The organism is Streptomyces griseicoloratus, from assembly GCF_014534645.1.
In the GTDB taxonomy this organism is placed as follows: Bacteria; Actinomycetota; Actinomycetes; order Streptomycetales; family Streptomycetaceae; genus Streptomyces; species Streptomyces griseicoloratus.
Map to the genome: position 1 here is coordinate 88,922 of NZ_JACVQF010000162.1, position 23,124 is coordinate 112,045.

15 protein-coding genes are annotated in these 23,124 nt (G+C 72.4%); 10 read left to right on the forward strand and 5 right to left on the reverse strand.

Translation table 11 applies throughout. From position 1 onward, the window contains the following. Positions 1–108: 108 nt before the first annotated feature. Together H0H10_RS05455 and H0H10_RS05460 are read right to left on the reverse strand one after the other, a co-directional pair. Complete coding sequence (locus H0H10_RS05455) at positions 109–723, reverse strand: hypothetical protein (RefSeq protein ID WP_188179672.1); 615 nt, start codon at positions 721–723, stop codon at positions 109–111. A gap of 340 nt (positions 724–1,063) precedes the next feature. Then, a complete protein-coding gene (locus H0H10_RS05460) occupies positions 1,064–3,229 on the reverse strand; it encodes a RecQ family ATP-dependent DNA helicase (RefSeq protein ID WP_188179673.1) in 2,166 nt (721 codons plus the stop codon). A gap of 171 nt (positions 3,230–3,400) precedes the next feature. Here H0H10_RS05460 and H0H10_RS05465 point away from each other — a divergent pair, with 171 nt between their 5' ends. The 7 genes from H0H10_RS05465 to H0H10_RS05495 all read left to right on the forward strand — a co-directional run bounded on the left by H0H10_RS05465 (position 3,401) and on the right by H0H10_RS05495 (position 15,348). Next, complete coding sequence (locus H0H10_RS05465; RefSeq protein WP_188179674.1) at positions 3,401–4,975, forward strand: DUF4192 domain-containing protein; 1,575 nt, start codon at positions 3,401–3,403, stop codon at positions 4,973–4,975. A gap of 654 nt (positions 4,976–5,629) precedes the next feature. After that, positions 5,630–7,549, forward strand: a complete 1,920-nt coding sequence (locus H0H10_RS05470) for a glycogen debranching N-terminal domain-containing protein (RefSeq protein ID WP_188179675.1) — start codon at positions 5,630–5,632, stop codon at positions 7,547–7,549. Between the two features lie 131 nt (positions 7,550–7,680). Beyond that, complete coding sequence (locus tag H0H10_RS05475; protein ID WP_188179676.1) at positions 7,681–8,439, forward strand: NUDIX hydrolase; 759 nt, start codon at positions 7,681–7,683, stop codon at positions 8,437–8,439. Positions 8,440–8,559: 120 nt separating this feature from the next. Next, positions 8,560–11,328 carry an ATP-binding cassette domain-containing protein gene (locus tag H0H10_RS05480; RefSeq protein ID WP_188179677.1) on the forward strand — a complete coding sequence of 923 codons (2,769 nt, stop codon included), beginning with the start codon at positions 8,560–8,562 and terminating at the stop codon, positions 11,326–11,328. A 163-nt stretch (positions 11,329–11,491) separates the two neighbouring features. After that, on the forward strand, positions 11,492–12,379 hold the full coding sequence (locus tag H0H10_RS05485; RefSeq protein WP_188179678.1) for a FadR/GntR family transcriptional regulator: 888 nt from the start codon (positions 11,492–11,494) through the stop codon (positions 12,377–12,379). A gap of 440 nt (positions 12,380–12,819) precedes the next feature. Further along, the gene (locus H0H10_RS05490) at positions 12,820–14,349 is read left to right on the forward strand and encodes an RNA polymerase sigma factor (RefSeq protein ID WP_188179679.1); all 1,530 of its coding nucleotides are present in this window, start codon (positions 12,820–12,822) and stop codon (positions 14,347–14,349) included. Positions 14,350–14,484: 135 nt separating this feature from the next. After that, the gene (locus H0H10_RS05495; protein WP_188179680.1) at positions 14,485–15,348 is read left to right on the forward strand and encodes a S1 family peptidase; all 864 of its coding nucleotides are present in this window, start codon (positions 14,485–14,487) and stop codon (positions 15,346–15,348) included. Between the two features lie 112 nt (positions 15,349–15,460). Here H0H10_RS05495 and H0H10_RS05500 read toward each other — a convergent pair whose 3' ends face one another. Beyond that, a complete protein-coding gene (locus H0H10_RS05500) occupies positions 15,461–15,691 on the reverse strand; it encodes a DUF7455 domain-containing protein (RefSeq protein WP_188179681.1) in 231 nt (76 codons plus the stop codon). A gap of 441 nt (positions 15,692–16,132) precedes the next feature. Between H0H10_RS05500 and H0H10_RS05505 the strand changes: the two genes are divergently transcribed. The 3 genes from H0H10_RS05505 to H0H10_RS05515 all read left to right on the forward strand — a co-directional run bounded on the left by H0H10_RS05505 (position 16,133) and on the right by H0H10_RS05515 (position 20,526). After that, positions 16,133–18,256: a DNA gyrase/topoisomerase IV subunit B gene (locus tag H0H10_RS05505; RefSeq protein WP_188179682.1), complete on the forward strand. Its 2,124-nt coding sequence runs from the start codon at positions 16,133–16,135 to the stop codon at positions 18,254–18,256. Positions 18,257–18,376: 120 nt separating this feature from the next. Beyond that, positions 18,377–18,937 (forward strand): DUF485 domain-containing protein, encoded by a 561-nt coding sequence (locus H0H10_RS05510; RefSeq protein WP_188179683.1) that lies wholly within the window; start codon positions 18,377–18,379, stop codon positions 18,935–18,937. Next, positions 18,934–20,526, forward strand: coding sequence for a monocarboxylic acid transporter (locus H0H10_RS05515; protein ID WP_188179684.1), 1,593 nt, complete (start codon positions 18,934–18,936; stop codon positions 20,524–20,526). Before H0H10_RS05510 ends, H0H10_RS05515 begins: the two co-directional genes overlap by 4 nt. A 42-nt stretch (positions 20,527–20,568) precedes the next feature. Here H0H10_RS05515 and H0H10_RS05520 read toward each other — a convergent pair whose 3' ends face one another. Both H0H10_RS05520 and H0H10_RS05525 read right to left on the reverse strand, forming a co-directional pair. After that, complete coding sequence (locus tag H0H10_RS05520; RefSeq protein WP_188179685.1) at positions 20,569–21,249, reverse strand: response regulator; 681 nt, start codon at positions 21,247–21,249, stop codon at positions 20,569–20,571. Continuing rightward, positions 21,246–22,916: an ATP-binding protein gene (locus H0H10_RS05525; protein ID WP_188179686.1), complete on the reverse strand. Its 1,671-nt coding sequence runs from the start codon at positions 22,914–22,916 to the stop codon at positions 21,246–21,248. The genes H0H10_RS05520 and H0H10_RS05525 overlap by 4 nt, the downstream gene beginning before the upstream one ends. Between the last annotated feature and the right edge of the window lie 208 nt (positions 22,917–23,124).

The following is a 23,124-nucleotide window of genomic DNA, read 5'->3' on the forward strand; positions in this document are numbered from 1 at the left end:
CGGCAGGCGCGCCGCGGCGTCACCGGTGTGTGCCGGGGAGTCGGGGCAGACGTGCCGTGCGGAAGGCGACCGGCGTGCGGGGCCGGCCGGGCGCTGAGCCGCGGACGCTCAGCGAGCCGCCGCGCGGCGCAGCACGTCCGAGGCGACGCCGCCGGTGCGCGGCGGCGGGGGCGGTGCCTCCGACGTGGCGAACGGTTCCGGCGTCGACTCCGCGTTGGGCCGGCGCCCGCCGCGACCCTCGCCGAGGACCTGCCAGCCGTCACGGGTCAGCGTGATGTAGGCCCCGCAGCGCAGCCCGTGCAGTGTGCACGCGTCCCGCAGCCCCCACATCCATGCGCCGTCCTCCTCCGTCCAGCGCGCATCGCCGTCGCGGCAGTAGACCAGTACGGCTGTGCGCACGGGAGTGCGGCGCCGCAGGTCGTGCGGGATGACCCGGCGCAGCTGGGCGAGCAGGACGTTGCGGAACATCCACCCGTCGGCCGAGGTCGGACGACTGGTGAACGAGGCGCTCGCGCGCAGCCGTTCGTCGGGATCGAGCACGGCCACGATCGCGGTCGCGGGCTTGGGGTCGTGCCGGGAGTGGAGTCCGCTGACGACCTCCCGGGGATTGCGCAGCAGTGGTATCCCGGCGGCGGCCCACTCCGCCGGTTCGAGCATGCGAGTGGTGGAAGCGGCGGACGACGACAACGATGCCGCCGAGGACGGAGCGAATCCGAAGGTCACGTTCCTCCCTTCGGCTACGCGCCCATACTGCGGGCGGGGTCGGATTCGGGGAGCGCGCACCGCAGTGAAGCCCTACCGGGATCACGGACGAGCCGTGCGGGGAGCGGACTTCAATTCTTCCTGTCGAACTTGGATGCGGCAACGAGCAATTGGGACCGGCGACCCTTATCGGACGATGTGCGTTCTATATCCCTACCCAGGCCGTCGCCGAGTGACGCCCGCGGCCTCGTCCCACGAGTCCTCTCACCGTGCGGTGCGTGACACCACCCGCGGCGGTACGGGACGCCTGCGGTGAGGCGCCTGCGGTGAGGCGTCGGCGGTGTGAGCCGCTTGGCGCCGATCAGCCCTGCACGGCCAGGACCAGCGGCAACACTCCCTGGGCGCCTGCGCGGCGGAGCAGGCGGGCGGCGACCGCGAGGGTCCACCCCGTCTCGGTGTAGTCGTCGACGAGGAGTACCGGCCCCTCCAGTCCGGCGAGCGCGGTGGCGACGGCGGGCGGTACCGCGAGAGTGCCGTCGAGTGCCTTCAGCCGCTGGGCACTGTTGCTGCGGGACACGCGGACGGTCGCGCCCGTGTACTCGACCGAACCGAGCAGCGGCAGCCGCCCGACCTCGGCGATGCGCGCACCGAGGGACTGGATCAGCTGCGGCCGGGTGCGCGACGCCACGGTCACCACCCCGACCGGACGCGGCTGGGCGTCCGTCGTACCGGAGGCCCAGCCACCCGGCCCCTTGGCCCAGTCGGCCAGCACGGCCACGACGGCCTTCGCCACATCGTCCGGCACCGGGCCGTCCGGAGCCTGGGCCGCCAGCATGGGGCGCAGCCGATTGCCCCAGCCGATGTCGGACAGCCGTCCCAACGCCCGGCCCGACGCGGCTTGTTCTCCGGCCGGAATGCGCCCCTTGAGGTCGACTCCGATCGCGGGCAGCCCGGTGGGCCACATGCGGCGTGGCTCCACCTCGACACCCGCCCGCCCCAGATCGACCCGCGCGGCGTCGAGTGCGGCGGTGGTGGTGTCCGCGGTGAAGCGCGGGCCGGCGCAGTTGTCGCAGTGACCGCAGGGCTTGGCGCCCTCGTCGTCCAGTTGACGCTGCAGGAACTCCATCCGGCACGTCGTGGCCGATGCGTAGTCCCGCATCGCCTGCTGTTCGGCCTTCCGCTGCCGCGCCACCCAGGCGTACCGCTCCGCGTCGTACGTCCACGGCTGCCCGGTGGCGATCCAGCCGCCCTTGACCCGTTTCACCGCGCCGTCCACGTCGAGGACCTTGAGCATGGTCTCCAGGCGGGAGCGGCGCAGCTCGACCAGGGGCTCCAGGGCCGGCAGCGACAGGGGCTTCTCGGCACGCGCGAGGATGTCGAGTGTGCGGCGCACCAGGTCTTCCGGGGGGAAGGCCAGGGAGGCGAAGTACTCCCAGATGGCCTCGTCCTCCTTACCCGGCAGGAGAAGCACCTCGGCATGCTCCACACCGCGTCCCGCGCGACCGACCTGCTGGTAGTACGCGATGGGCGAGGACGGTGAGCCCAGGTGCACCACGAATCCCAGGTCGGGCTTGTCGAAGCCCATGCCGAGGGCCGAGGTGGCGACCAGCGCCTTGACCCGGTTGGCGAGCAGGTCCTCCTCGGCCTGCTGACGGTCGGCGTTCTCCGTCTTGCCGGTGTAGGAGGCGACGGTGTGCCCGCGCTGCCGCAGGAAGGCCGTGACCTCCTCGGCGGCGGCCACGGTGAGCGTGTAGATGATCCCCGAGCCCGGCAACTCGGCGAGGTGGTCGGCGAGCCAGGCCATCCGGTGAGCGGCGTCCGGCAGCCGCAGAACCCCCAGGCTCAGGCTCTCCCGGTCCAGCGGGCCGCGCAGTACCAGCGCGTCCGACGTGCCCCCGGTCCCCAGCTGTTCCGCGATGTCGGAGGTGACGCGCGCGTTCGCGGTGGCGGTCGTGGCCAGTACCGGCACTCCGGGCGGGAGATCGGTGAGCATCGTGCGCAGCCGTCGGTAGTCCGGACGGAAGTCGTGGCCCCAGTCGGAGATGCAGTGCGCCTCGTCCACCACGAGCAGCCCGGTGGCGGCGGCCAGCTTGGGCAGCACCTGATCACGGAAGTCCGGGTTGTTGAGCCGCTCGGGGCTCACCAGGAGGACATCGACCTCGCCGGAGGCGATCTCGCCCTGTACCGCGTCCCACTCCTCGGTGTTGGAGGAGTTGATGGTCCGCGCGTGGATGCCGGCCCGGGCCGCGGCCTCGACCTGGTTGCGCATCAGAGCGAGCAGCGGGGAGACGATGACGGTGGGGCCGCTGCCCCGGGCACGCAGCAACGCGGTCGCCACGAAGTAGACCGCGGACTTGCCCCACCCCGTCCGCTGGACGACCAGGGCCCGGCGCCGGTCGGCGACCAGCGCCTCGATCGCCCGCCACTGGTCGTCGCGCAGCCGGGCGGCGCCCGAGGCGTCCCCGACGAGACGGGCGAGGACCGCGTCGGCCGCCGTCCGGAGATCCGTGTTGCTCGTGTGCTCCATGCCTTCCATAGAACAGGACGGGACTGACAACCGGGCGTTCCGGGGCTGGGAGCGGCAGCGGGGGAGCTGTCGCAGGCGTCGCCGGCGCGAGATCGAGGGGGGTGACGCGTGCATGATCGGACTTATCCACAGGCCAAAGCGGAGCATTCAATTCCGCGAGATCGTCGGGCCATGACGAACCACAGCGAAACCACTGGATCATCCGAGAACGGCGACATCACCGGGCGGGCCAGGCCGGACCAGGAGGTGCAGACCTCGTACGACTGCCGTGGCGGCGCCGAACACCAGGTCACTCTGCGCACCCCGGCCGAACTGGCCGACGCTCTGCCCTATCTGCTCGGCTACCGCCCCGAGGACAGCATCGTCCTGGTCGCCCTGCACGACCGCGACGGCCGGGGCCGCTTCGGCGGCCGGGCCCGCCTCGGCATTCCCGCGCATGCGGACGACTGGCCGGCGGCGGCCACACAGTTGGTCCACGGCCTGGTGACCGGCAGCGAGCGCCGAGGCGCCCGGCCCGAGCAGATGGTCGCCTACCTCTGCCAGGAACCCCAGCCGGGTGAGACCGGCCGGCAGGTGATGGCACGGCTGAGGCCGCTGGCCCAGCGACTGCGCATCGAGTGCGGCTCCCTCGACGTACCGGTGATCGAGGCCCTGTGCATCTCGGACGGCCGCTTCTGGTCGTACTGCTGTGACGACGCCGCCTGCTGCCCGGCCGAGGGCGTCCCGATGGGGCTGCCGGGCACGTCCGTGCTGGCCGCCGCGGCCACCTACGCCGGGATCCAGGTGCGCGGCTCGCTGCGCGAACTGAGGGCCAGGCTGCTTCCCTGGGAGAACTCCGCCGCCGTCGAGCAGGAGGTGGCCCTCGACGCGGCAGGCATGACGCTGGTCCGCAGGATCCTGGACGAGGCCAGCCGGGCGGACGTGGCCGAGGAGACGCTGGACCTGGCGAAGCGGCTGATGGACCGCCTCGCCGAGGCCGCGCCCGTGTCCGGCTCACTCATGGCTGATCTGCGTGACGACCAGCTGCTCGGGCACGACGAGGCGGCGAGGCTGATCCTCGGCCTGCAGGACCGCACGACCCGCGACCGTGCGGCCGAGTGGATGGAGGGCGACGAGGCAAGCTCCGCCCTTCGTCTCTGGCGGGCCCTGGCCCGTCGCTGCGTCGGACCGTACAGCGAACACGCGGCCGCGCCCCTCACCCTCGCGGGATGGGTGGCATGGTCCACGGGGGACGAGCTGGAGGCCCGGGAGGCACTGGCCATGGCCTTGGGCGCGGACCCCGACTACCTCTTCGCCCGCCTCCTGCACCAGGCCTGCAACGAGGGCCTCGACCCGGAGTCGATCCGCCGTTGCCTGCGCGCGGAACGAGGGGGCCGTGACCGCGGGCCCACGGACACCGCCTGGTCGGAGGACTGTCAGGACGCCGACGAGCCGGTCGACGGGCAGGCGACCGAGCCCACTCCCACGGCGGGGGACCATCCCGGTCGTCGTCGCCGCACGCGTTCCAGCGCCTCGGCGGACGGAGTCCGTCGCAGGGCGAGGACACGGGGCCGTGAGCCGGGGGCTGGCGTCGTGGGTCCCACGAGTTCCGTGCGTTCCCGCACTCCGGCCGGTGGCGTGCGCCCCGGCGACGCCTCGACGAGCCGTGCGCGTCCGCGCGTCGCGGAGAAGGGAGCCGGGGGCCGTGCGGGCGTCTGCCAGGAGGACACACGTGCGGAGGAACACGGGGCCGGGGGAGAGGGGTGACGGACCGCGGCGGGGCGCTCGGTGGGTGACGCGTGTGAACCCGGTCATGGACGGCGAGCACGGCCCGGACCCGAGCACGGCCGCCTGTCTTGTCCCCCATTCCAAGGGCAAGGGATGTCGTCTGCCACGAGGCAAGAGGTGCCGTCACCGGCAGGGACCGGGCGTCGCGGTCCGTGCCTTCGTCGGCGTCCATGCGGGCACGCGGCCGTGGGCGTGACCCGGAGGACTCCCCCTGCGTTCACCTGAGTGGCGGAACGCCGGGACCGGTTGATACGCCGCTCCACCCATGATCCGCCGAACCGCCTCTCACACGGCGCCGCACACGCCCGAGGCACACCAGCGCAGAGGAAGAGCCCTCATATGCACCAGCCGACTCCGCCCTCCGCCACCACCGACAACGGTTCCGCCGCCGACCGGGCCGTGCGACGACTGTTCAGGCCGGGCAGCAGCCTGGTCCGGCCGATCGGACCGGGCGGCCCGAACCGGAGCCCCGGCCGGCCGACGGACCATGTCCGCAACCCGGGCGCGGGGCAGGACGTCGGCTCGCCGACGGGGCAGCGCAGGCCTCCGGCAGCGCCGTCGGCCGCACCTGGAGGCGGTGCCCCACTTCACCCTCCCCTCCGGTCCGCCGACCTGCCGCCCACCCACACCTCCATGATCTGTGTCGCCCTCCCCGGCCTGGTGATCTCCTCCGAACAGGGACAGCTGACCGGGCAGGGCCTGGAAGGGGTCTACCGTGCGGGCCGACGCCTGCTCTCCCGGTGCCGCCTGCGCGTGGCCGGACGTGAGCCGCTCCCGTCCCAGGCCCGCACGACCGGCGCCGACCAGGCCCGCTTCGTGGGGACTCTCCGCACGCCGTCCGCTTCGGGACCGGACCCCGATGTCATGGTCGAGCGAAGCCGTCATGCCGACGGCACGGAGCGGATCACGCTGCACAACTGGTCACCCCGTCCGCTGCGGCTCCCGGTCGAGGTGGCCCTCGGCACGGACCTCGCCGACCTCGGAACCATCGCCTCGGGCAACGCGGGCCCCGACCTGCCTGCCAGCGTCCACGATTCCGGCCTGCGCTGGTCCTGCGCCGACGGCAGCGCGACGGTCACGGCGGTGCCACCGCCCACGGACGCGCTGGCCTCGGCCGGACTCCTGCGGTGGGTGTTCCAGCTGCCTCCGGGCGCCAGCACCGGCCTCGAGTTGCGGGTGCGGTCGGACGGCGCGGGTCCGGTCCGGGCCGTGGGCCGTGGTGCGACCAACCCGCTGGCCTCCGCCCAAGCGGCGGGCGACTCGCCCGGAGCCACCGCGCTCCTGCGGACGAGCATCGAAGACCTTCGGGCCCTGCTGCTGCGCGATCCCGCGCACCCCACCGACACCCATCTGGCGGCCGGCGCACCCTGGCGCTGCGGTCTCGCCCCCGCGGAGGCACTGGCCGCCGCCCGGATGGCGCTCCCCCTCGGCACCCGGCTCGCGGCAGGCACACTGCGGACCCTCGCCCGCACCCAGCTCCTCGGTGCCGGACCACGGTCCGGCATGATCCCCGGACCGAGACGTGACGCCGGCCCGCACCTGCCGCCGGGCTGCACCGGGACCGAGGCGACCCTGCTCTTTCCCGTGCTCCTCGCCGAGGCCCGGCGGTGGGGGCTCGGCGACCAGGAGACGGAGGAGCTGCTGCCGGCGGCCGAGCGCTGTCTGACCTGGCTGCGGACCGCGGTGGGAGACGGCACGTACGTGCACGAGCCGCACCCCGCCGGGCCTGTCCGCTGCGAGACGCAGGCGCACGCCCACCGTGCGGCCCTGCTCGGCGCAGATCTCCTCGATGCCTGCGGCAGGCCCGGTGGCGACGGACTGCGGCAGTGGGCCCGCCACCTCCGGGCGCAGTTCCGGCAGGACTTCTGGATCGACGGGCCGGGCGGCGGCCGGCCGGCGGCGGCCCGTACCCCGGACGGGCGCCCGGCCCCGCACCTGGGTGCGGCCGCTGCCCACCTGCTCGACACCGGGCTGCTCGGGGGCGGCGCGCACGCGCCGGGCCTGCTCGACGCGGCACAGACCGGTCACCTCGCCCGGCTGCTGGGCAGCCCGGCCATGGACTCGGGCTGGGGACTGCGTGGACTCGCCGCCAAGGAGGCGGGACACAACCCCTTCGGTCATCGCGCGGGCGCCGTACGGGTCCAGGAGACGGCGGTCGCGGTGGCGGGACTGGCCGCCGCCGGGTACGAGAAGGAGGCATGTTCGCTGCTGAGAGGCGTACTGGCCGCCGCCGACGCCTTCGGGCACCGGTTGCCCGAGATGTACGCGGGGGTACAGCGCACCGCCGGTAGCGCCCCCCTGCCGCATCCGGCGGCCTGCCGGCCCGCCGCCACCGCGGCAGCCGCAGGCGTCCTCCTGCTGACCACGCTCGCGGGCATTCGCCCCGACGCCCCGGCCGGGACGGTCACCCTGCACCCCCTGCGCAGTGCCCCCTTGGGCGAGATCGGACTGACGGGGCTGCGGGTCGCCGGCGCCCCGTTCTCCGTACGGGTGAGCCGGCTCGGTCTGGCCATGGTCGAGGAGGCGGCCGATGGGCTGCAACTCGGGGTGTGACCTGGTATGACGCTGTACCGAGCGACGATCGGGGGCAGACGGTGATCAGCATGGCCGGACCGAGTGGACGGGCCGCCGATGCGGCCGATGAGGGGAGTGCTTATCGTCAGGAAGACGACTATGATCGCCGCATGCCCTACGACCCGTCAGCCTTTCCGCCCTTCGCCGTCACTGTGGACCTGGTCGTGCTGACCGTGCGCCGCCACTCCCTGTGCGCGCTGGCGGTGCGCCGGGGCGAGCCGCCCTTCCAGGGGCGCTGGGCCCTGCCCGGCGGATTCGTACGGGCCGACGAGGACCTGGCACAGGCGGCGGCGCGGGAGCTGGCGGAGGAGACGGGCCTGTGCGTCCACGACCCCGCCGCGCCCGCCCAGGACAACGGCGCCCACCTGGAGCAGCTCGCCACGTACGGCGACCCCAAGCGCGATCCCCGGATGCGCGTGGTGAGCGTCGCCCACCTCGCCCTCGCCCCCGACCTCCCCGCGCCGCGGGCGGGTGGTGACGCCAGCAACGCGCGCTGGGCGCCGGTCGAGGAACTGCTGGAACAGGGCGGCTACGGCCGTGACGGCGAGCCGCTGGCACCGCTCGCCTTCGACCACGCGCAGATCCTGGCGGACGGGGTGGAGCGGGCCCGCTCCAAGATCGAGTACTCCTCGCTGGCCACCGCGTTCTGCCCGCCCGAGTTCACCGTCGGGGAGCTGCGCCGGGTCTACGAGGCGGTGTGGAGCGTGGCACTCGACCCGCGCAACTTCCACCGCAAGGTGACGGGCACACCGGGGTTCCTCGTCCCCACCGGCGGTACGACCACGCGTCAGGGCGGTCGCCCGGCCCAGCTCTTCCGTGCCGGTGGCGCCACGCTGCTCAACCCACCGATGCTGCGGCCCGAGGTCTGACCCCGGGGCCGGACCGGACCCCGGGGCGACGGCGGGCAGAGGGCCGACCGGGCCTGTGTCCTGGCCACGACAGGCCTTCGGTGCCCGAAAAATCGGATATGGCACGCTATCTTGCTGCGGGTGATCCAGGCTTTCGGATTGACCAGCAACCCCCGCAAGGAGCTTCCCCCCGCCGTCGACGACGTTTCCTTCGAGGCGCGGGCCGGCCGCGTCACCGCACTGCTCGGAGCATCGGGCGCAGGCAAGACGACAGCGCTCAGACTCATGCTCGAACTCCAACGGGGACGTGGCATCACCTACTTCAGAGGCCGCCCCCTGCATCGCGTCGCCCATCCGTCGCGAGAAGTCGGCGTGCTCCTGGGTGACGTACCGGGGCATCCGGCCCGCACGGTCCGCGGCCACCTCCGCATGCTGTGCGCGGCGGCCGGCGTCCGGGTCCGGCGCGCCGACGAAGTCCTGGAGGCGGTCGGCCTCGTGAGCCTGCGCGACGAGCGCCTCGGCACCCTCTCGCGCGGCATGGACCGCCGGCTCGGACTGGCCTGTGCGCTGCTGGCCGACCCGCACACCCTGGTACTCGACGACCCGGCACGCGCTCTCTCCGTCAAGGAGGCCCGCTGGCTGCACGGAACCCTGCGTGCCCACGCGGAGCAGGGCGGCACCGTCCTGTTCAGCACGGCCGATCCCAAGGAGGCAGCACGCACCGCCGACCACGTCGTCACGCTGGAGCGGGGCAGAGTCGTCGCCGACCAGGACGCCGCCGACTTCTCCCGCACCCGGCTGCGCCCGCGCGTCGCCGTCCGCAGCCCGCATGCCGCACGGCTGGCCGCCCTCCTCACCAAGGAGGCCCGCACGGCTCACCGTTCCGTCGAGGTGGTGCGCGAGAGCGGCAATCGCCTCGCCGTGTACGGCAGTACGTGTGCCGCCGTCGGCGAGACGGCCTTCCGTCACGGGATCCTCGTGCACCAACTGGCCGACGAGGTCGGGGACATGGGTACGGAAGCGGATGAGGCGCCCATGGGCCCGGATCAGGCACCGGAAGGCACCTCGGCCCCGGGGGAGCCCGCCCGGCCGGCCGTTGCCCTCCCCCCACCCGCCGAGCCGCCGGAGCAGGCCGCCGCCGCAGCGCGGCCCGCCGCCTCGGGGCAGGCCCCCGCCGCCGACGGCGCAGCTCCGCCGGAGGAAGCACGGCCGTCCGCCGCCGCCATCAGACTCTCCACCGCCGACGCCGAGCCGCTGTCCGACGAATCCCCGGAGCCGGCAGACGACCACCCCCGGTCGCCGGCCGGTGAACCCCGGTCCCCGGCCGACGCCGCCATGCTCGCCCCCGTACCGCGTCTGCTCCTCGCCGACGAAGCCGAGCCCCCACTCACCGGCCCGCGATCCACGGCCGACGGGCCGAAGTCCCCGGTCGGCGGCCGACGGCCCTCGGCCGACGAGTCCCAGTCCCTGGCCGACGAGCTCCGGTCCCCACGCGCCGGCCTGCGATCCACGGCCGACGGGCCGCAGTCCCGGGTCGGTGGCCGAAGCCCCTCGGCCGACGAGTCCCAGTCCCTGGCCGACGAGCTCGGGTCCCCACGCGCCGGCCTGCGATCCACGGCCGACGGGCCGCAGTCCCGGGTCGGTGGCCGAAGCCCCTCGGCCGACGGGCCGCAGTCCCGGGTCGGCGGCCGACGGCCCTCGGCTGCCGATCCCCAGCCCCTGACCGACGGACTCCACTCCTCGGTCGGCGGTCTGCGACCCGTGACCGACGAGCCCCAGCCTTCAGGCGACGCCCCCCAGCCCACCGCCGACGGCCCGCGACCGTCAGCCAAGGAACCCCAGCACTCTGCCAAAGAACCCCGGCACTCAGCCGACACTCCCCAACCCACAGCCAAGACCCCCCAAACCCCAGCCGACACCCCCCAACCCCCAGCCAACGAATCCCCACCCCGGGCTGCCGACGCACCCCCCGCCGACATGTACGCCCCCCGCTCCCTGGCCGCCACCCTGGCCGGCAGGCCCCGTGGCGCGGGCGCGGGCTTCCGGAGGGTGGCGGCCACGCGCGGCGCACTCGATGCCGGCGATGCCGCCTTCCGTGGAGCCATGTCCTCGCTCCCGCCCCCGATCTCCGTGCGCTCCGCCCCCAGCCCCCTGCGTCCGCTCCGCTACGAACTGCGCCGCGCCGCAGGCATCGGTACCGGGTTCCTCACCGGCGCCGCCGTTCTCGTCGTGTCCGCGCTCACCGCACTGGTCCTGGCACGCATCGGGCACACCCCGCAGCCGCGCCTGCTGGTGGCGTGGCCGCAGGAGCTGCCGCTGCCGCCCGCGGCACTCGGCGCGGGGTTCCTCGGCGCACTCGCCTTCGGTGACGAGTTCCGCCATCCCGCCCTGGCGGCGGACCGGGGCACCGTGCCCCGGCGGCTCGGGCTGCTGACCGCCAAGCTCATCGTCTCGGCGGCCACCGCCGTCATGCTGGCGGTCCTCACTGTGGGCTGCGACGCCGAAGTGCTCTATCTGTTCTACGGAGGGGAGCTGGCGCGGATTCCCTCGGACTGGATCACCCTGGGCGCCGGCTGGATCGGTCTGGTGGTCGGGTGCGCCTGGGCGGGTGTGCTGGCCGCGGGCGTCTTCCGGTCCACCACGGCCGGGCTGGCCGCGGTCCTCGCCGTGCCCGTCCTCGTCGTACCCCTCGTACAGAAGGCCTGGGACGGTCCGTCCGTGCGGACCGCCGCCGGGCTTCCGCTGCGGCTGAGGGAGGTGTTCCTGGCGCAGTGGCCCTTCGGCGGAGAGCGTTACCTGGCCGGGGCGCTGCGCGTGATCGGTCAACCCGTGGGCAGCGCACTGACGTTGTCACTGACCGCTCTCCTCTGCGCGTATCTGTTCACGAACCTGCGCAGCAGGGTCCGATGACTTCGCTTCCGCACCCTTTCGGCCCGCCCGTGTGCGCAACTCCCCGGGGAAAGCCCATTTCTTTCCGATAAGGCGTCAATTGCGACGGGGTGAGCGATCACCCTTTCGTGTGCTTTTCACCAAAGACCTCAAGGGAGTTGGGAACGGCGCCGACAAAGGATGCGTGAGTACCCTTGCGCACACCATGATGACCGCCGCCCGCTCGGCCGACTCCGGCCTCACGAACCCGGGCGAACTCGACCCCTACCCCTACGCCGAGGCGTCCGCCGTCGACCGCGTCGGGACGCCCGCCTGGGAGGGGGCGGAGCCCGAGCTGGGCCGCGTGGGCCGGCGCGCCGCGGGCAGCCGCGGGCGCGGACTGCACGGGCAACTCGTCCAGCAGCTGGGACAGATGATCGTTTCGGGCGACCTGGGTGCGGACCGTCCGCTGGTGCCGGAGGAGATCGGCCAGCGTTTCGAGGTGTCCCGTACCGTCGTCCGAGAGTCGCTCCGTGTATTGGAGGCCAAGGGCCTGGTCAGCGCCCGTCCGAACGTCGGCACGCGCGTGCGTCCCGTCAGCGACTGGAATCTCCTCGATCCGGACATCATCGAGTGGCGGGCCTTCGGGCCGCAGCGCGACGACCAGCGCAGGGAGCTCAGCGAGCTGCGCTGGACGATCGAGCCGCTCGCCGCGCGTCTCGCCGCCGGGCACGGGCGCGAGGACGTCCAGCAGCGGCTGTCCGACATGGTCGGGATCATGAACCACGCCATGAGCCAGGGTGATGCGCTCACCTTCTCGCGCGCCGACGCCGAGTTCCACACGCTGCTCATCCAGGTCGCAGGCAACCGCATGCTGGAGCACCTCTCCGGGATCGTGTCCGCCGCGCTTCAGGTCTCCGGCGGCCCGGTCACGGGCTGTGACCGGCCGAACGACGCGTCGTTGGCGCAGCACGGCAGGATCGTCGACGCTCTCGCCGCGGGCGACGGCGCGGCGGCCGAAGCGGCCATGCGCCAACTTCTCACGGTCCACCCCGAGGTGGAACGGGTCGTGCCCGCCCCGCGCGAGCACTGACCGCGTTCCGCCGCAACGGCGCGGGCCGGGCCTGCCATCCCCCTCCTATGGCAGCGGCCGGCCGGTTCGCCGCAGCCGCGGACCCCGCGGAATCCTCGCGATTCCGCGGGGTCCGACGGTATGAGGTCGATGGTGTGATGAGACGGTGATCCCGGGGCGCGGCCGGACCGGACCATCAATGGCCGTAATTGTCCAGCTCTGACAGGTTTTGAACGCTTACGGGGTGTGACTCGGGCCACGCGGATTGGGCGTAACGCTCGTGGAGGCAGCGCGATGACCTAAGAGGTGACAGCCGCGGAGGGAATACGGACGCCGTTCATGGCGCTGTGCATCTCCCCGGCCCCCGCCCGCGCCGTCGGCCCATCCCCAAGCCGGCGGTCGGCTCCTGTCCCCAGTGGACGGGGCCGGAAGCCGTTTTCCAACGTTCCGAGAGGTTGTTCGTGTCGGCCAGCACATCCCGTACGCTCCCGCCGGAGATCGCCGAGTCCGTCTCTGTCATGGCGCTCATTGAGCGGGGAAAGGCTGAGGGGCAGATCGCCGGCGATGACGTGCGTCGGGCCTTCGAAGCTGACCAGATTCCGGCCACTCAGTGGAAGAACGTACTGCGCAGCCTCAATCAGATCCTCGAGGAAGAGGGTGTGACGCTGATGGTCAGTGCCGCAGAGCCCAAGCGCACCCGCAAGAGCGTCGCAGCGAAGAGCCCCGCCAAGCGCACCGCCACCAAGACGGTCGCGGCGAAGACCGTGACCAGCAGGAAGGCCACCGCTCCCGCCACCCCGGCGGCGCCCGCCACCGACCCCGCCGTCGAGGAAGAGGCACCGGCCAAGAAGGCGGCGGCAAAGAAGACCACCGCCAAGAAGGCGGCGGTGAAGAAGACGACCGCCAAGAAGACCGCGGCCAAGAAGACCACCGCCAAGAAGGACGACGGTGAGCTTCTCGAGGACGAGGTGCTCGAGGACACGAAGGTCGCGGACGAGCCCGAGGGCACCGAGAACGCGGGCTTCGTACTGTCCGACGAGGACGAGGACGACGCCCCGGCCCAGCAGGTCGCCGCGGCCGGTGCCACCGCCGACCCGGTCAAGGACTACCTCAAGCAGATCGGCAAGGTCCCCCTGCTCAACGCCGAGCAGGAGGTCGAGCTGGCCAAGCGCATCGAGGCGGGTCTGTTCGCCGAGGACAAGCTGGCCAACTCCGACAAGCTGGCGCCGAAGCTCAAGCGCGAGCTGGAGATCATCGCCGAGGACGGCCGCCGTGCCAAGAACCACCTGCTGGAGGCCAACCTCCGCCTGGTGGTCTCGCTGGCCAAGCGCTACACCGGCCGCGGCATGCTCTTCCTGGACCTCATCCAGGAGGGCAACCTCGGTCTGATCCGCGCGGTCGAGAAGTTCGACTACACCAAGGGCTACAAGTTCTCCACGTACGCCACCTGGTGGATCCGTCAGGCGATCACCCGCGCGATGGCCGACCAGGCCCGCACCATCCGTATCCCGGTGCACATGGTCGAGGTCATCAACAAGCTCGCGCGCGTGCAGCGCCAGATGCTCCAGGACCTGGGCCGCGAGCCCACTCCGGAGGAGCTGGCCAAGGAGCTCGACATGACCCCGGAGAAGGTCATCGAGGTCCAGAAGTACGGCCGCGAGCCGATCTCGCTGCACACCCCGCTGGGCGAGGACGGCGACAGCGAGTTCGGTGACCTCATCGAGGACTCCGAGGCCGTCGTCCCGGCCGACGCGGTCAGCTTCACGCTTCTGCAGGAGCAGCTGCACTCCGTGCTGGACACCCTGTCCGAGCGCGAGGCGGGCGTCGTCTCCATGCGGTTCGGTCTCACCGACGGTCAGCCGAAGACCCTCGACGAGATCGGCAAGGTGTACGGCGTCACGCGTGAGCGCATCCGCCAGATCGAGTCCAAGACCATGTCGAAGCTGCGTCACCCGTCGCGCTCCCAGGTGCTGCGCGACTACCTCGACTAGGCCGCGGCCCGAAGGACCGACGAGGCCCGGTTCCCCAGGCGGGGAACCGGGCCTTCTTACTGGCCAGCGGGTGCGGGGCGCGGTCGGCTGGATCACTCTGGGTGTCCCATGACCACCTCGGAGTGAGGAGCCTGCATGCGTCGCCCCCTTGCCCGGGCCCTGGCCCGGCCGCTGGTCCTGGCGGCCGCGGCGACCGCGATACCCCTGGTGTCCGCCGCCCCCGCCGCCGCAGACAGCATCGTCGTCGGAGGTTTCCCGGTCGATGCGTCCGACAGCCCGTGGACGGTGGCCCTGTCCAGCCGTGACCGGTTCGGGGGTACCCGGGCGGGTCAGTTCTGCGGGGGTGTGGCCGTCGGCCGGACCACCGTGCTCACGGCGGCCCACTGTCTGGCCGAGGAGCTCCTGGGATCGCCGTACCAGCAGGTGCGTGACCTGAAGGTCATCGCGGGCCGTACGGCCCTGCTGTCGGACGAGGGCCACGAGATCGCCGTGCGCGACGTCTGGGTGAACCCGGCGTACGACGCCGAGGACAAAACCGGCGACTTCGCCGTGCTGACCCTCTCGAAAGCCCTCCCCGCCGGCTCCTCCATAGGGATGGCCGCCGCCGGCGACCCCGCGTACGGGCCGGGGACCGGGGCGGTCGTCTACGGGTGGGGGGACACCTCGGGCTCGGGGAACTACGCCAACCGCCTGTGGGCGGCCCGCCTCCGCGTCCTGCCCGATGCGCTGTGCAAGCGGGCGTACCCGGGAGGTGGCAAGGGCAGGTACGTCGCCGACACCATGCTGTGCGCCGGCGAGGAGGACGGTGGCCCCGACGCCTGCCAGGGCGACAGCGGCGGTCCGCTGGTCGCCCGGGGGAGGCTCGTGGGGCTCGTGTCCTGGGGGGACGGCTGCGGGCGTCCGGGCAGCCCCGGGGTCTACACGCGCATCTCGGCCGTTCTGCGGGCGCTGGGCTGGGAAGCCCACGCGCAGAAGCCGAAGAGCCTGGAGAGCCCCTGACGGGCTCCTCGGGGATCACCCGATACGAGCGAGGGCGGCCGCCTCTGTGGTGCAGAGGCGGCCGCCCGTTGATCGGCCTGTGCCGGTCTCGCTCGTCGTTGCGCGCGTAGCGTCAGCGCTCTTCCTCGGAGGCGGAGGAGGGAACGGACGTCAGCCGCTCCGTCTCGTCCTGTATCTCAGCGGCGATCTTCTTGAGTTCCGGCTCGAACTTGCGACCGTGGTGGGCGCAGAAGAGCAGTTCTCCGCCGCTCAGCAGGACGACGCGCAGGTATGCCTGGGCGCCGCAGCGGTCGCAGCGATCAGCGGCCGTCAGCGGGCTCGCGGAAGTCAGAACAGTAGTCACGTCGCCTCTTCTCTAGCTCGACGAGCTGTCGTACCAGGGTCAACATCCAACCAGCCCCAAAACGTTCCCGCTCGTGGCTTTTCCTCGAAAAAATCTTTCCGAGGGGCCGGCTGTTGCCGGTTGGCGGCGAATGTGCCGTAGTGCGTGTCTGTGTGTCGTACGGGTTCGCGCAGTCGGTCAGTGTCGGTCCTGCCGGCTGGGTTGCCGGTTTGTTCATGAGGACGTGCCCGGAGCCTAAATGGTTCATGCCTCGAAGGGAACGTGATGTGTGCTTCACTCCATCGAGGGATCGAACAGGTATGCGACCGTGGACTAGGCTGAGTGCCTGACGAGGGTGGCGTTACAACGGCTCTACCAGGGCTCGGTACCCTCTCACCGGTGAACGAAGCCGCGCCCTTACCCAATGGCGCCCCATCTGAAATTCAGCGAGGAGCGAACCGCGTGACCGCCGAGACGTCCGTGCCGTCCACTGCGCTGCTGGCAGGAGCAGACCGGGACGGTTCCAACTACACCGCGCGGCACCTGCTCGTCCTCGAGGGGCTCGAGGCCGTGCGCAAGCGCCCCGGTATGTACATCGGGTCCACCGACAGCCGCGGTCTGATGCACTGCCTGTGGGAGATCATCGACAACTCCGTGGACGAGGCCCTCGGCGGCTACTGCGACCACATCGAGGTGATCCTGCACGACGACGCGTCGGTGGAGGTCCGGGACAACGGCCGGGGCATCCCGGTCGACGTCGAGCCGAAGACCGGCATGTCCGGTGTCGAGGTCGTCATGACCAAGCTGCACGCCGGCGGCAAGTTCGGCGGCGGCTCGTACGCCGCCTCCGGCGGTCTGCACGGCGTGGGCGCCTCCGTGGTGAACGCCCTGTCCGCCCGGCTGGACGTCGAGGTGGACCGCGGCGGCCACGTCCACGCGATCAGCTTCCGCCGCGGCGTGCCGGGCGCGTTCGCGGGGGCCGGACCGGACGCCAAGTTCGACCCCAAGGGCGGACTGCGCAAGGCCAAGAAGATCCCCAAGGCGCGCACCGGCACGCGCGTGCGCTACTGGGCCGACCGCCAGATCTTCCTCAAGGACGCCAAGCTCTCCCTGGAGACGCTGCACCAGCGCGCCCGCCAGACGGCGTTCCTGGTGCCCGGCCTGACCATCGTCGTCCGCGACGAGTTCGGCCTGGGTGAGGGCGGCAGCAAGGGCGAGGAGTCCTTCCGCTTCGACGGCGGCATCAGCGAGTTCTGCGAGTTCCTGGCGAGCGACAGGCCGGTCTGCGACGTCCTCCGCTTCAGCGGGCAGGGCACCTTCAAGGAGACGGTCCCGGTCCTGGACGAGCACGGTCAGATGACGCCCAAGGAGGTCACCCGCGACCTCGGCGTCGACGTCGCGCTGCGCTGGGGCACCGGTTACGACACCACGGTCAGGTCGTTCGTCAACATCATCGCCACGCCCAAGGGCGGCACCCACGTCGCGGGATTCGAGCAGGCGGTCACCAAGACGATGAACGAGGTGCTGCGCGCCAAGAAGCTGCTGCGCGTCGCCGAGGACGACATCGTCAAGGACGACGCCCTGGAGGGCCTCACGGCGGTCGTGACGGTCCGCCTGGCCGAGCCGCAGTTCGAGGGGCAGACCAAGGAGGTGCTCGGCACCTCGGCGGCCCGCCGCATCGTGAACAACGTGGTCACCAAGGAACTGAAGGCGTTCCTGACCTCGACCAGGCGGGACGCCGCCCAGCAGGCGCGGGTCGTCCTGGAGAAGGCCGTCGCGGCGGCCCGCACCCGCATCGCCGCACGTCAGCACAAGGACGCGCAGCGCCGCAAGACGGCCCTGGAGTCCTCCTCGCTGCCCGCGAAGCTCGCCGACTGCCGCAGCGACGACGTCGACCGCAGCGAGCTGTTCATCGTCGAGGGCGACTCCGCGCTCGGTACGGCGAAGCTGGCCCGGAACTCCGAGTTCCAGGCGCTCCTGCCGATCCGCGGCAAGATCCTCAACGTCCAGAAGTCGTCCGTGACGGACATGCTGAAGAACGCCGAGTGCGGTGCGATCATCCAGGTCATAGGAGCCGGGTCGGGCCGTACGTTCGACATCGACGCGGCCCGCTACGGCAAGATCATCATGATGACGGACGCCGATGTGGACGGCTCCCACATCCGTACGCTGCTCCTGACGCTGTTCCACCGCTACATGCGGCCCATGGTCGAGGCGGGCCGGGTGTTCGCCGCCGTGCCCCCGCTGCACCGCGTCGAGCTCGTCCAGCCGAAGAAGGGCCAGGACAAGTACGTCTACACGTACTCGGACCGCGAGCTGCGCGACAAGCTCATGGAGTTCCAGAGCAAGAACATCCGCTACAAGGACTCCATCCAGCGGTACAAGGGCCTCGGTGAGATGGACGCCGACCAGCTGGCCGAGACGACCATGGACCCGCGCCGCCGCACCCTGCGCCGGATCAACCTCACCGACCTTGAGGCGGCCGAGCACGTCTTCGACCTGCTGATGGGCAACGACGTCGCGCCCCGCAAGGAGTTCATCTCCAGCTCCGCCGCGACGCTGGACCGGTCGCGTATCGACGCCTAGCCGGTGCTTGGGGGGAGCGGGAAGGGACCCATGCGGCCACCAGTGGCTCGAATCACCTGATGGGGTGAAGAGCGCAGGGAAGAAGAGTCGGGGATCTTCCCGTTCTGTCCATCCTTGGGCATGCAGTCAAGCAACGAGCGTCCTCGCGGAGCCGGGGGCGGTCGCGAGAGCACGGTCGGCGACCGTGCCGCCCGGGACCGCGGCCCCGCCGAGACGTCCGCGAGCCCGGCGTACGACGACCCCTGGTACGACGCGCTGGCCTCCGGCTGGGCGGAGCCCGCGGGCGCGGCGGCCCCCGCCCCGGCGGTGCCGCCGGCGCGCGCAGAGACCGGCGCCGAGCCCCGGGCCGCGGCCGACGTGTACCTGGAGGTTCAGCGCAGCGCGGCCTTCCGGGAGGTGCGCGGCCGCTACCGGCGGTTCGTGGTGCCGGCGGTCGTCGCCTTCTTCGTCTGGTACGTCGTCTACGTGGTGGCCGCCACGACGGCGCCCGGTCTGATGGCCCGGCCCGTCACAGGGGCGGTGAACGTGGCGATGGTCGCGGGGCTGGGCCAGTTCCTCACCACCTTCCTGCTCACCTGGGCGTACGCGCGGCACGCCCGGCTGCGCAGGGACCGGGCGGCGCTCGAACTGCGCTGGGACACCCAGGAACTGGCGCGCGGGGTCCGGGGCGGTGCGTCGTGACGGGCGACCACCAGACGCTGGCGTTGCTGCTCTTCAGCACGTTCGTCGCGGTCACGCTGGCGATCACCACATGGGCGAGCCGCAGCAGGCAGGGCTCCGCGGAGGAGTTCTACGCAGGCGGCCGCCTCTTCTCTCCCATGGAGAATGGTTTTGCCATCGCGGGCGACTACATGTCGGCCGCTTCCTTCCTCGGCATCTCCGGGCTCATCGCGCTCTACGGCTACGACGGCATGCTGTATTCGGTGGGCTTCCTGGTGGCCTGGCTGGTCGTGCTGTTCCTCGTCGCCGAACTCGTGCGCAACTGCGGACGGTTCACCCTCGCGGACGTCGTGGCGGCCCGGATGAGGGAGCGGCCGGTGCGCATCGCGGCGGGAACCTCCTCGGTCACCGTGTCCGTTCTGTACCTGGTGGCGCAGATGGTGGGTGCGGGCAGCCTGGTCGCGCTGTTGCTGGGAGGTACGGGAGAGGCGGCGCAGGCATGGACCGTCATCGGTGTCGGCGCGCTCATGGTGATCTACGTGTCGCTGGGAGGCATGCGGGCCACCACGTGGATCCAGATCGTCAAGGCGGTCCTGCTGCTCGGCGGCACCGTGGCGCTGACGGCGCTGGTGCTGGTGCGGTTCCACGGCGACTTCGACCGGCTGCTGCTCACGGCGGCCGAACGCAGCGGCCACGGCGAGGCGTTCCTGGTGCCGGGACTGAAGTACGGCGGGGACTGGATCGCCCGTGCCGACTTCATCAGCCTCGGGCTCGCCCTGGTCCTCGGCACGGCCGGGCTGCCCCACATCCTGTCCCGCTTCTACACCGTGCCCACGGCACGGGCCGCACGGCGGTCGGTCGTCTGGTCGATCGGCCTCATCGGCGGCTTCTACCTCATGACGATCGTGCTCGGCCTCGGCGCCGCCGCCGTCGTCGGACCGGATGCGGTGCGCGAGTCGAACGCCGCCGGGAACACGGCGGTCCCGCTGCTGGCGCTCGATCTGGGCGGCGGCGCCGACTCCACCGGTGGAACGGTGCTGTTCGCGGTCGTCGCGGCCGTCGCCTTCGCCACCATCCTCGCGGTGGTCGCCGGCGTCACTCTGGCCTCCTCGGCGTCCGTGGCCCACGACCTGTACGCGTCGCTGCGGCGCCGGCGCGCCGAGCCGCGCAGCGAGGTGACCGTGGCGCGGGTCGCCGCCGTCGGCATCGGTGCCGTCGCCATCGCCCTCGGGCTACTGGCCCGCGACCTCAACGTCGCCTTCCTGGTGGGCCTCGCCTTCGCGGTCGCCGCCTCCGCCAACCTCCCGGTCCTGCTCTACTCGCTGTTCTGGCGCGGCTTCACCACACGCGGCGCCGTGTGGTCCGTCTACGGCGGCCTGGTGCCGGCCGTGTTGCTCGTGCTGCTGTCCCCGGTGGTGTCGGGGAGCCCTCAATCCCTGTTCCCGGGCGTCGACTTCCAGTACTTCCCGCTGCAGAACCCGGGGATCGTCTCGATCCCGCTCGGTTTCGCCGCGGGCTGGCTCGGCACGGTCACCTCGGCGGAGACCCCCGACGAGGCCAAGCACGCCGAGACGGAGGTGCGGTCGCTGACCGGGGCGGGGGCCGTGTAGCACCCTCCGCGCCCGGGGAGCTCTCACCTCGGCCCGGCCTCCTCAGACGCGGGTCGCCCACTCGTACCGGTGTTCCGGGCGGCCGGCGTCGCCGTACTTGAGGGTCAGCCTGGCCCGTCCCGTGCGCTCCAGGAGCTTCAGATAGCGCTGGGCGGTCTGGCGGCTCACCCCGGTCAGTTCGGCGATCTCCTGAGCGGACAGCGGGCCGTCGGCCTTCATCAGGCACTGGCGCACCGACTCGGCGGTGGTGGGGGAGTGCCCCTTCGGCAGCCCCGGCTCCGACGGCGCCGACAGGGCACCGAAGATGCGGTCCACCTCCGCCTGCTCCGCCTCGCCGCCGCTGTCGAGGGTGCGGCGCAGTTCCGCGTACGCCTCCAGCTTGGCGCGCAGCCCGGCGAAGGCGAACGGCTTGACCAGGTACTGCAGCGCACCGTGCCGCATCGCCGCCTGCACGGTCGCCACGTCCCGCGCGGCCGTCACCATGATCACGTCGGTCTGGTGGCCGCGCCGCCGCATCTCCCGGACGACCTCCAGGCCCGTCCGGTCGGGCAGATAGTGGTCCAGCAGGACCAGGTCGAGCCGGGGCAGCGCCTCCACGCTCCGCAACGCCTCCGCCGCACTGTGCGCCTCGCCGGCGACGTGGAAGCCCGGCACCTTCTCGACGTAGGCGGCGTTGACCCGCGCGACCCGCGTGTCGTCGTCCACGACCAGGACCTCGATCATCGGGACTCCTCCTCGGCAGCGGTGTTCACGGCGGCGGTGAGGGCGGGCTCCGGCGGGGGTTCGGCCAGTGCCTCGGGCAGGACGACGGTGAACTCCGCGCCACCGCCGCGCGCCTCGCCGACCACGGCGCTGCCCCCCTGCCGTTCGGCCAGCCTGCGCACCAGGGACAGCCCCAGTCCGCGCCCGCGGTGGGCCGGCGGCTCCTTGGTGGTCCACCCCTCCGTGAACACCAGCTCACGGTGCTCGGCCGGGACGCCGGGCCCCGTGTCACGGACCCGGAGGATCGCGGTGCGGCCCTCCGCACGCAGTTCCACCTCCACGCGCGCGTGGGGGGTGCCCGCGACGGCGTCGAGCGCGTTGTCCACCAGGTTGCCCACGATCGTGACGAGCCCCCGCGGATCGACCAGGCGGTCCGGCAGCCGTGTCCGGTCCGACACCCACAGGGCGACGCCGCGCTCGGCCGCGACGGTCGCCTTGCCGACGAGCAGTGCGGCCAGAAGGGGCTCCTGGATCCGCTCGGTGATCTGCTCCGCGGTGGCCCGGTGGTCGCCGACCACCTCGCCGACGAACTCCACGGCGTCGTCGTACATCTCCAGTTCGAGCAGCCCCAGCAGGGTGTGCATGCGGTTGGCGTGCTCGTGGTCCTGCGCGCGCAGCGCGTCGATGAGGCCGCGCGTCGAGTCCAGCTCCCGGCCGAGCTGTTCCAGCTCGGTGCGGTCGCGCAGCGTGGCGACGGCGCCGCCGTCGCCGGTGGGCATCCGGTTGGCGACCAGGACGCGCTGACCACGGACGGTGAGCAGGTCGGTGCCCGTCACGCGGCCGGCCAGGACGTCGGCCGTGCGGCCTTCGCCGAGCGCCTCGTGGGGCGTGCGGCCGACCGCCTCGCCGGCGATGCCGAGCAGGCGCTGGGCCTCGTCGTTGAGCAGGCGGATGCGCCCGCCGCGGTCCAGGGCGACGACACCCTCCCGGATGCCGTGCAGCATGGCCTCGCGCTCGGCGAGAAGCGCCGCGATGTCCGAGAAGGCCAGGTCGCGGGTCTGCCGCTGGACCCGGCGCGAGATCAGCCAGGCGGCGAGCGCGCCGACGGCCAGGGCGCCGCCGGCGTAGGCGAACAGCCCGGGAATGGCGTGGATCAGCCGGGCCCGGACGCTGTCGTAGGCGATGCCCACCGACACGGCCCCGACGATCCGGCCGTCCTCGTCGTGCAGCGGCACCTTGCCGCGCGCGGAGCGGCCCAGGGTGCCGTCGTCGATCTCCATGACCTCCCGGCCGGCCAGGGCCTGACCGGGGTCGGTGGAGACGACCTCGCCGATCCGCTCCGGGTCGGTGTGCGACCAGCGCACGCCCTGGCGGTCCATCACGACGACGTACTCCGCCTGCGTCGCCTCGCGGATCCGCTCGGCCTCCTTCTGCACCGGGCCGTCGGGCTCCGGAGCGGTGCCGCGCAGGTCCCGGACGATCTGCGGCTGCTGGGCGGTGGTCTGCGCGATCGCGAGGGCGCGGCGCATCGCCTGGTCGTCCAGCTGGTCGCCGAGCGGCGCGAGGAACAGCCCGGTCGCGAGCACCGCGACTCCCGCGGCGATCGCCAGCTGCATCAGCAGCACCTGCGAGAAGACCCGCCGCGGCAGGCCGAGGCGCAGACGGCGTACGGGGGGAGTGGGGCTCATACCCATGACGGTACGTGGGGCGCGCACGGTGCCGTAGAGGGGTGTGGCGGGGATCTCCTGGCCACGGGGCCCGCGGAAGCCGCCGAGCCGCTGGGGCGGGGCTCGCCCGGTAGGGCCGCGCCGCCGGGTTCGGCCGGCGAGTGCCGTTGTGATCCCGGCTGGGGCCGCCCGGTACGGCCGCGCCGCCGGGTTCGGCCGGTGAGTGCCG

What these genes read in the sequence shown, in the direction of transcription:
- H0H10_RS05460 (WP_188179673.1), bottom strand. Translation starts at nt 3,229, where the DNA reads ATGGAGCACACGAGCAACACGGATCTCCGGACGGCGGCCGACGCGGTC.
- H0H10_RS05465 (WP_188179674.1), top strand. Translation starts at nt 3,401, where the DNA reads ATGACGAACCACAGCGAAACCACTGGATCATCCGAGAACGGCGACATC.
- H0H10_RS05470 (WP_188179675.1), top strand. Translation starts at nt 5,630, where the DNA reads ATGATCTGTGTCGCCCTCCCCGGCCTGGTGATCTCCTCCGAACAGGGA.
- H0H10_RS05475 (WP_188179676.1), top strand. Translation starts at nt 7,681, where the DNA reads ATGCCCTACGACCCGTCAGCCTTTCCGCCCTTCGCCGTCACTGTGGAC.
- H0H10_RS05495 (WP_188179680.1), top strand. Translation starts at nt 14,485, where the DNA reads ATGCGTCGCCCCCTTGCCCGGGCCCTGGCCCGGCCGCTGGTCCTGGCG.
- H0H10_RS05510 (WP_188179683.1), top strand. Translation starts at nt 18,377, where the DNA reads ATGCAGTCAAGCAACGAGCGTCCTCGCGGAGCCGGGGGCGGTCGCGAG.
- H0H10_RS05520 (WP_188179685.1), bottom strand. Translation starts at nt 21,249, where the DNA reads ATGATCGAGGTCCTGGTCGTGGACGACGACACGCGGGTCGCGCGGGTC.
- H0H10_RS05525 (WP_188179686.1), bottom strand. Translation starts at nt 22,916, where the DNA reads ATGAGCCCCACTCCCCCCGTACGCCGTCTGCGCCTCGGCCTGCCGCGG.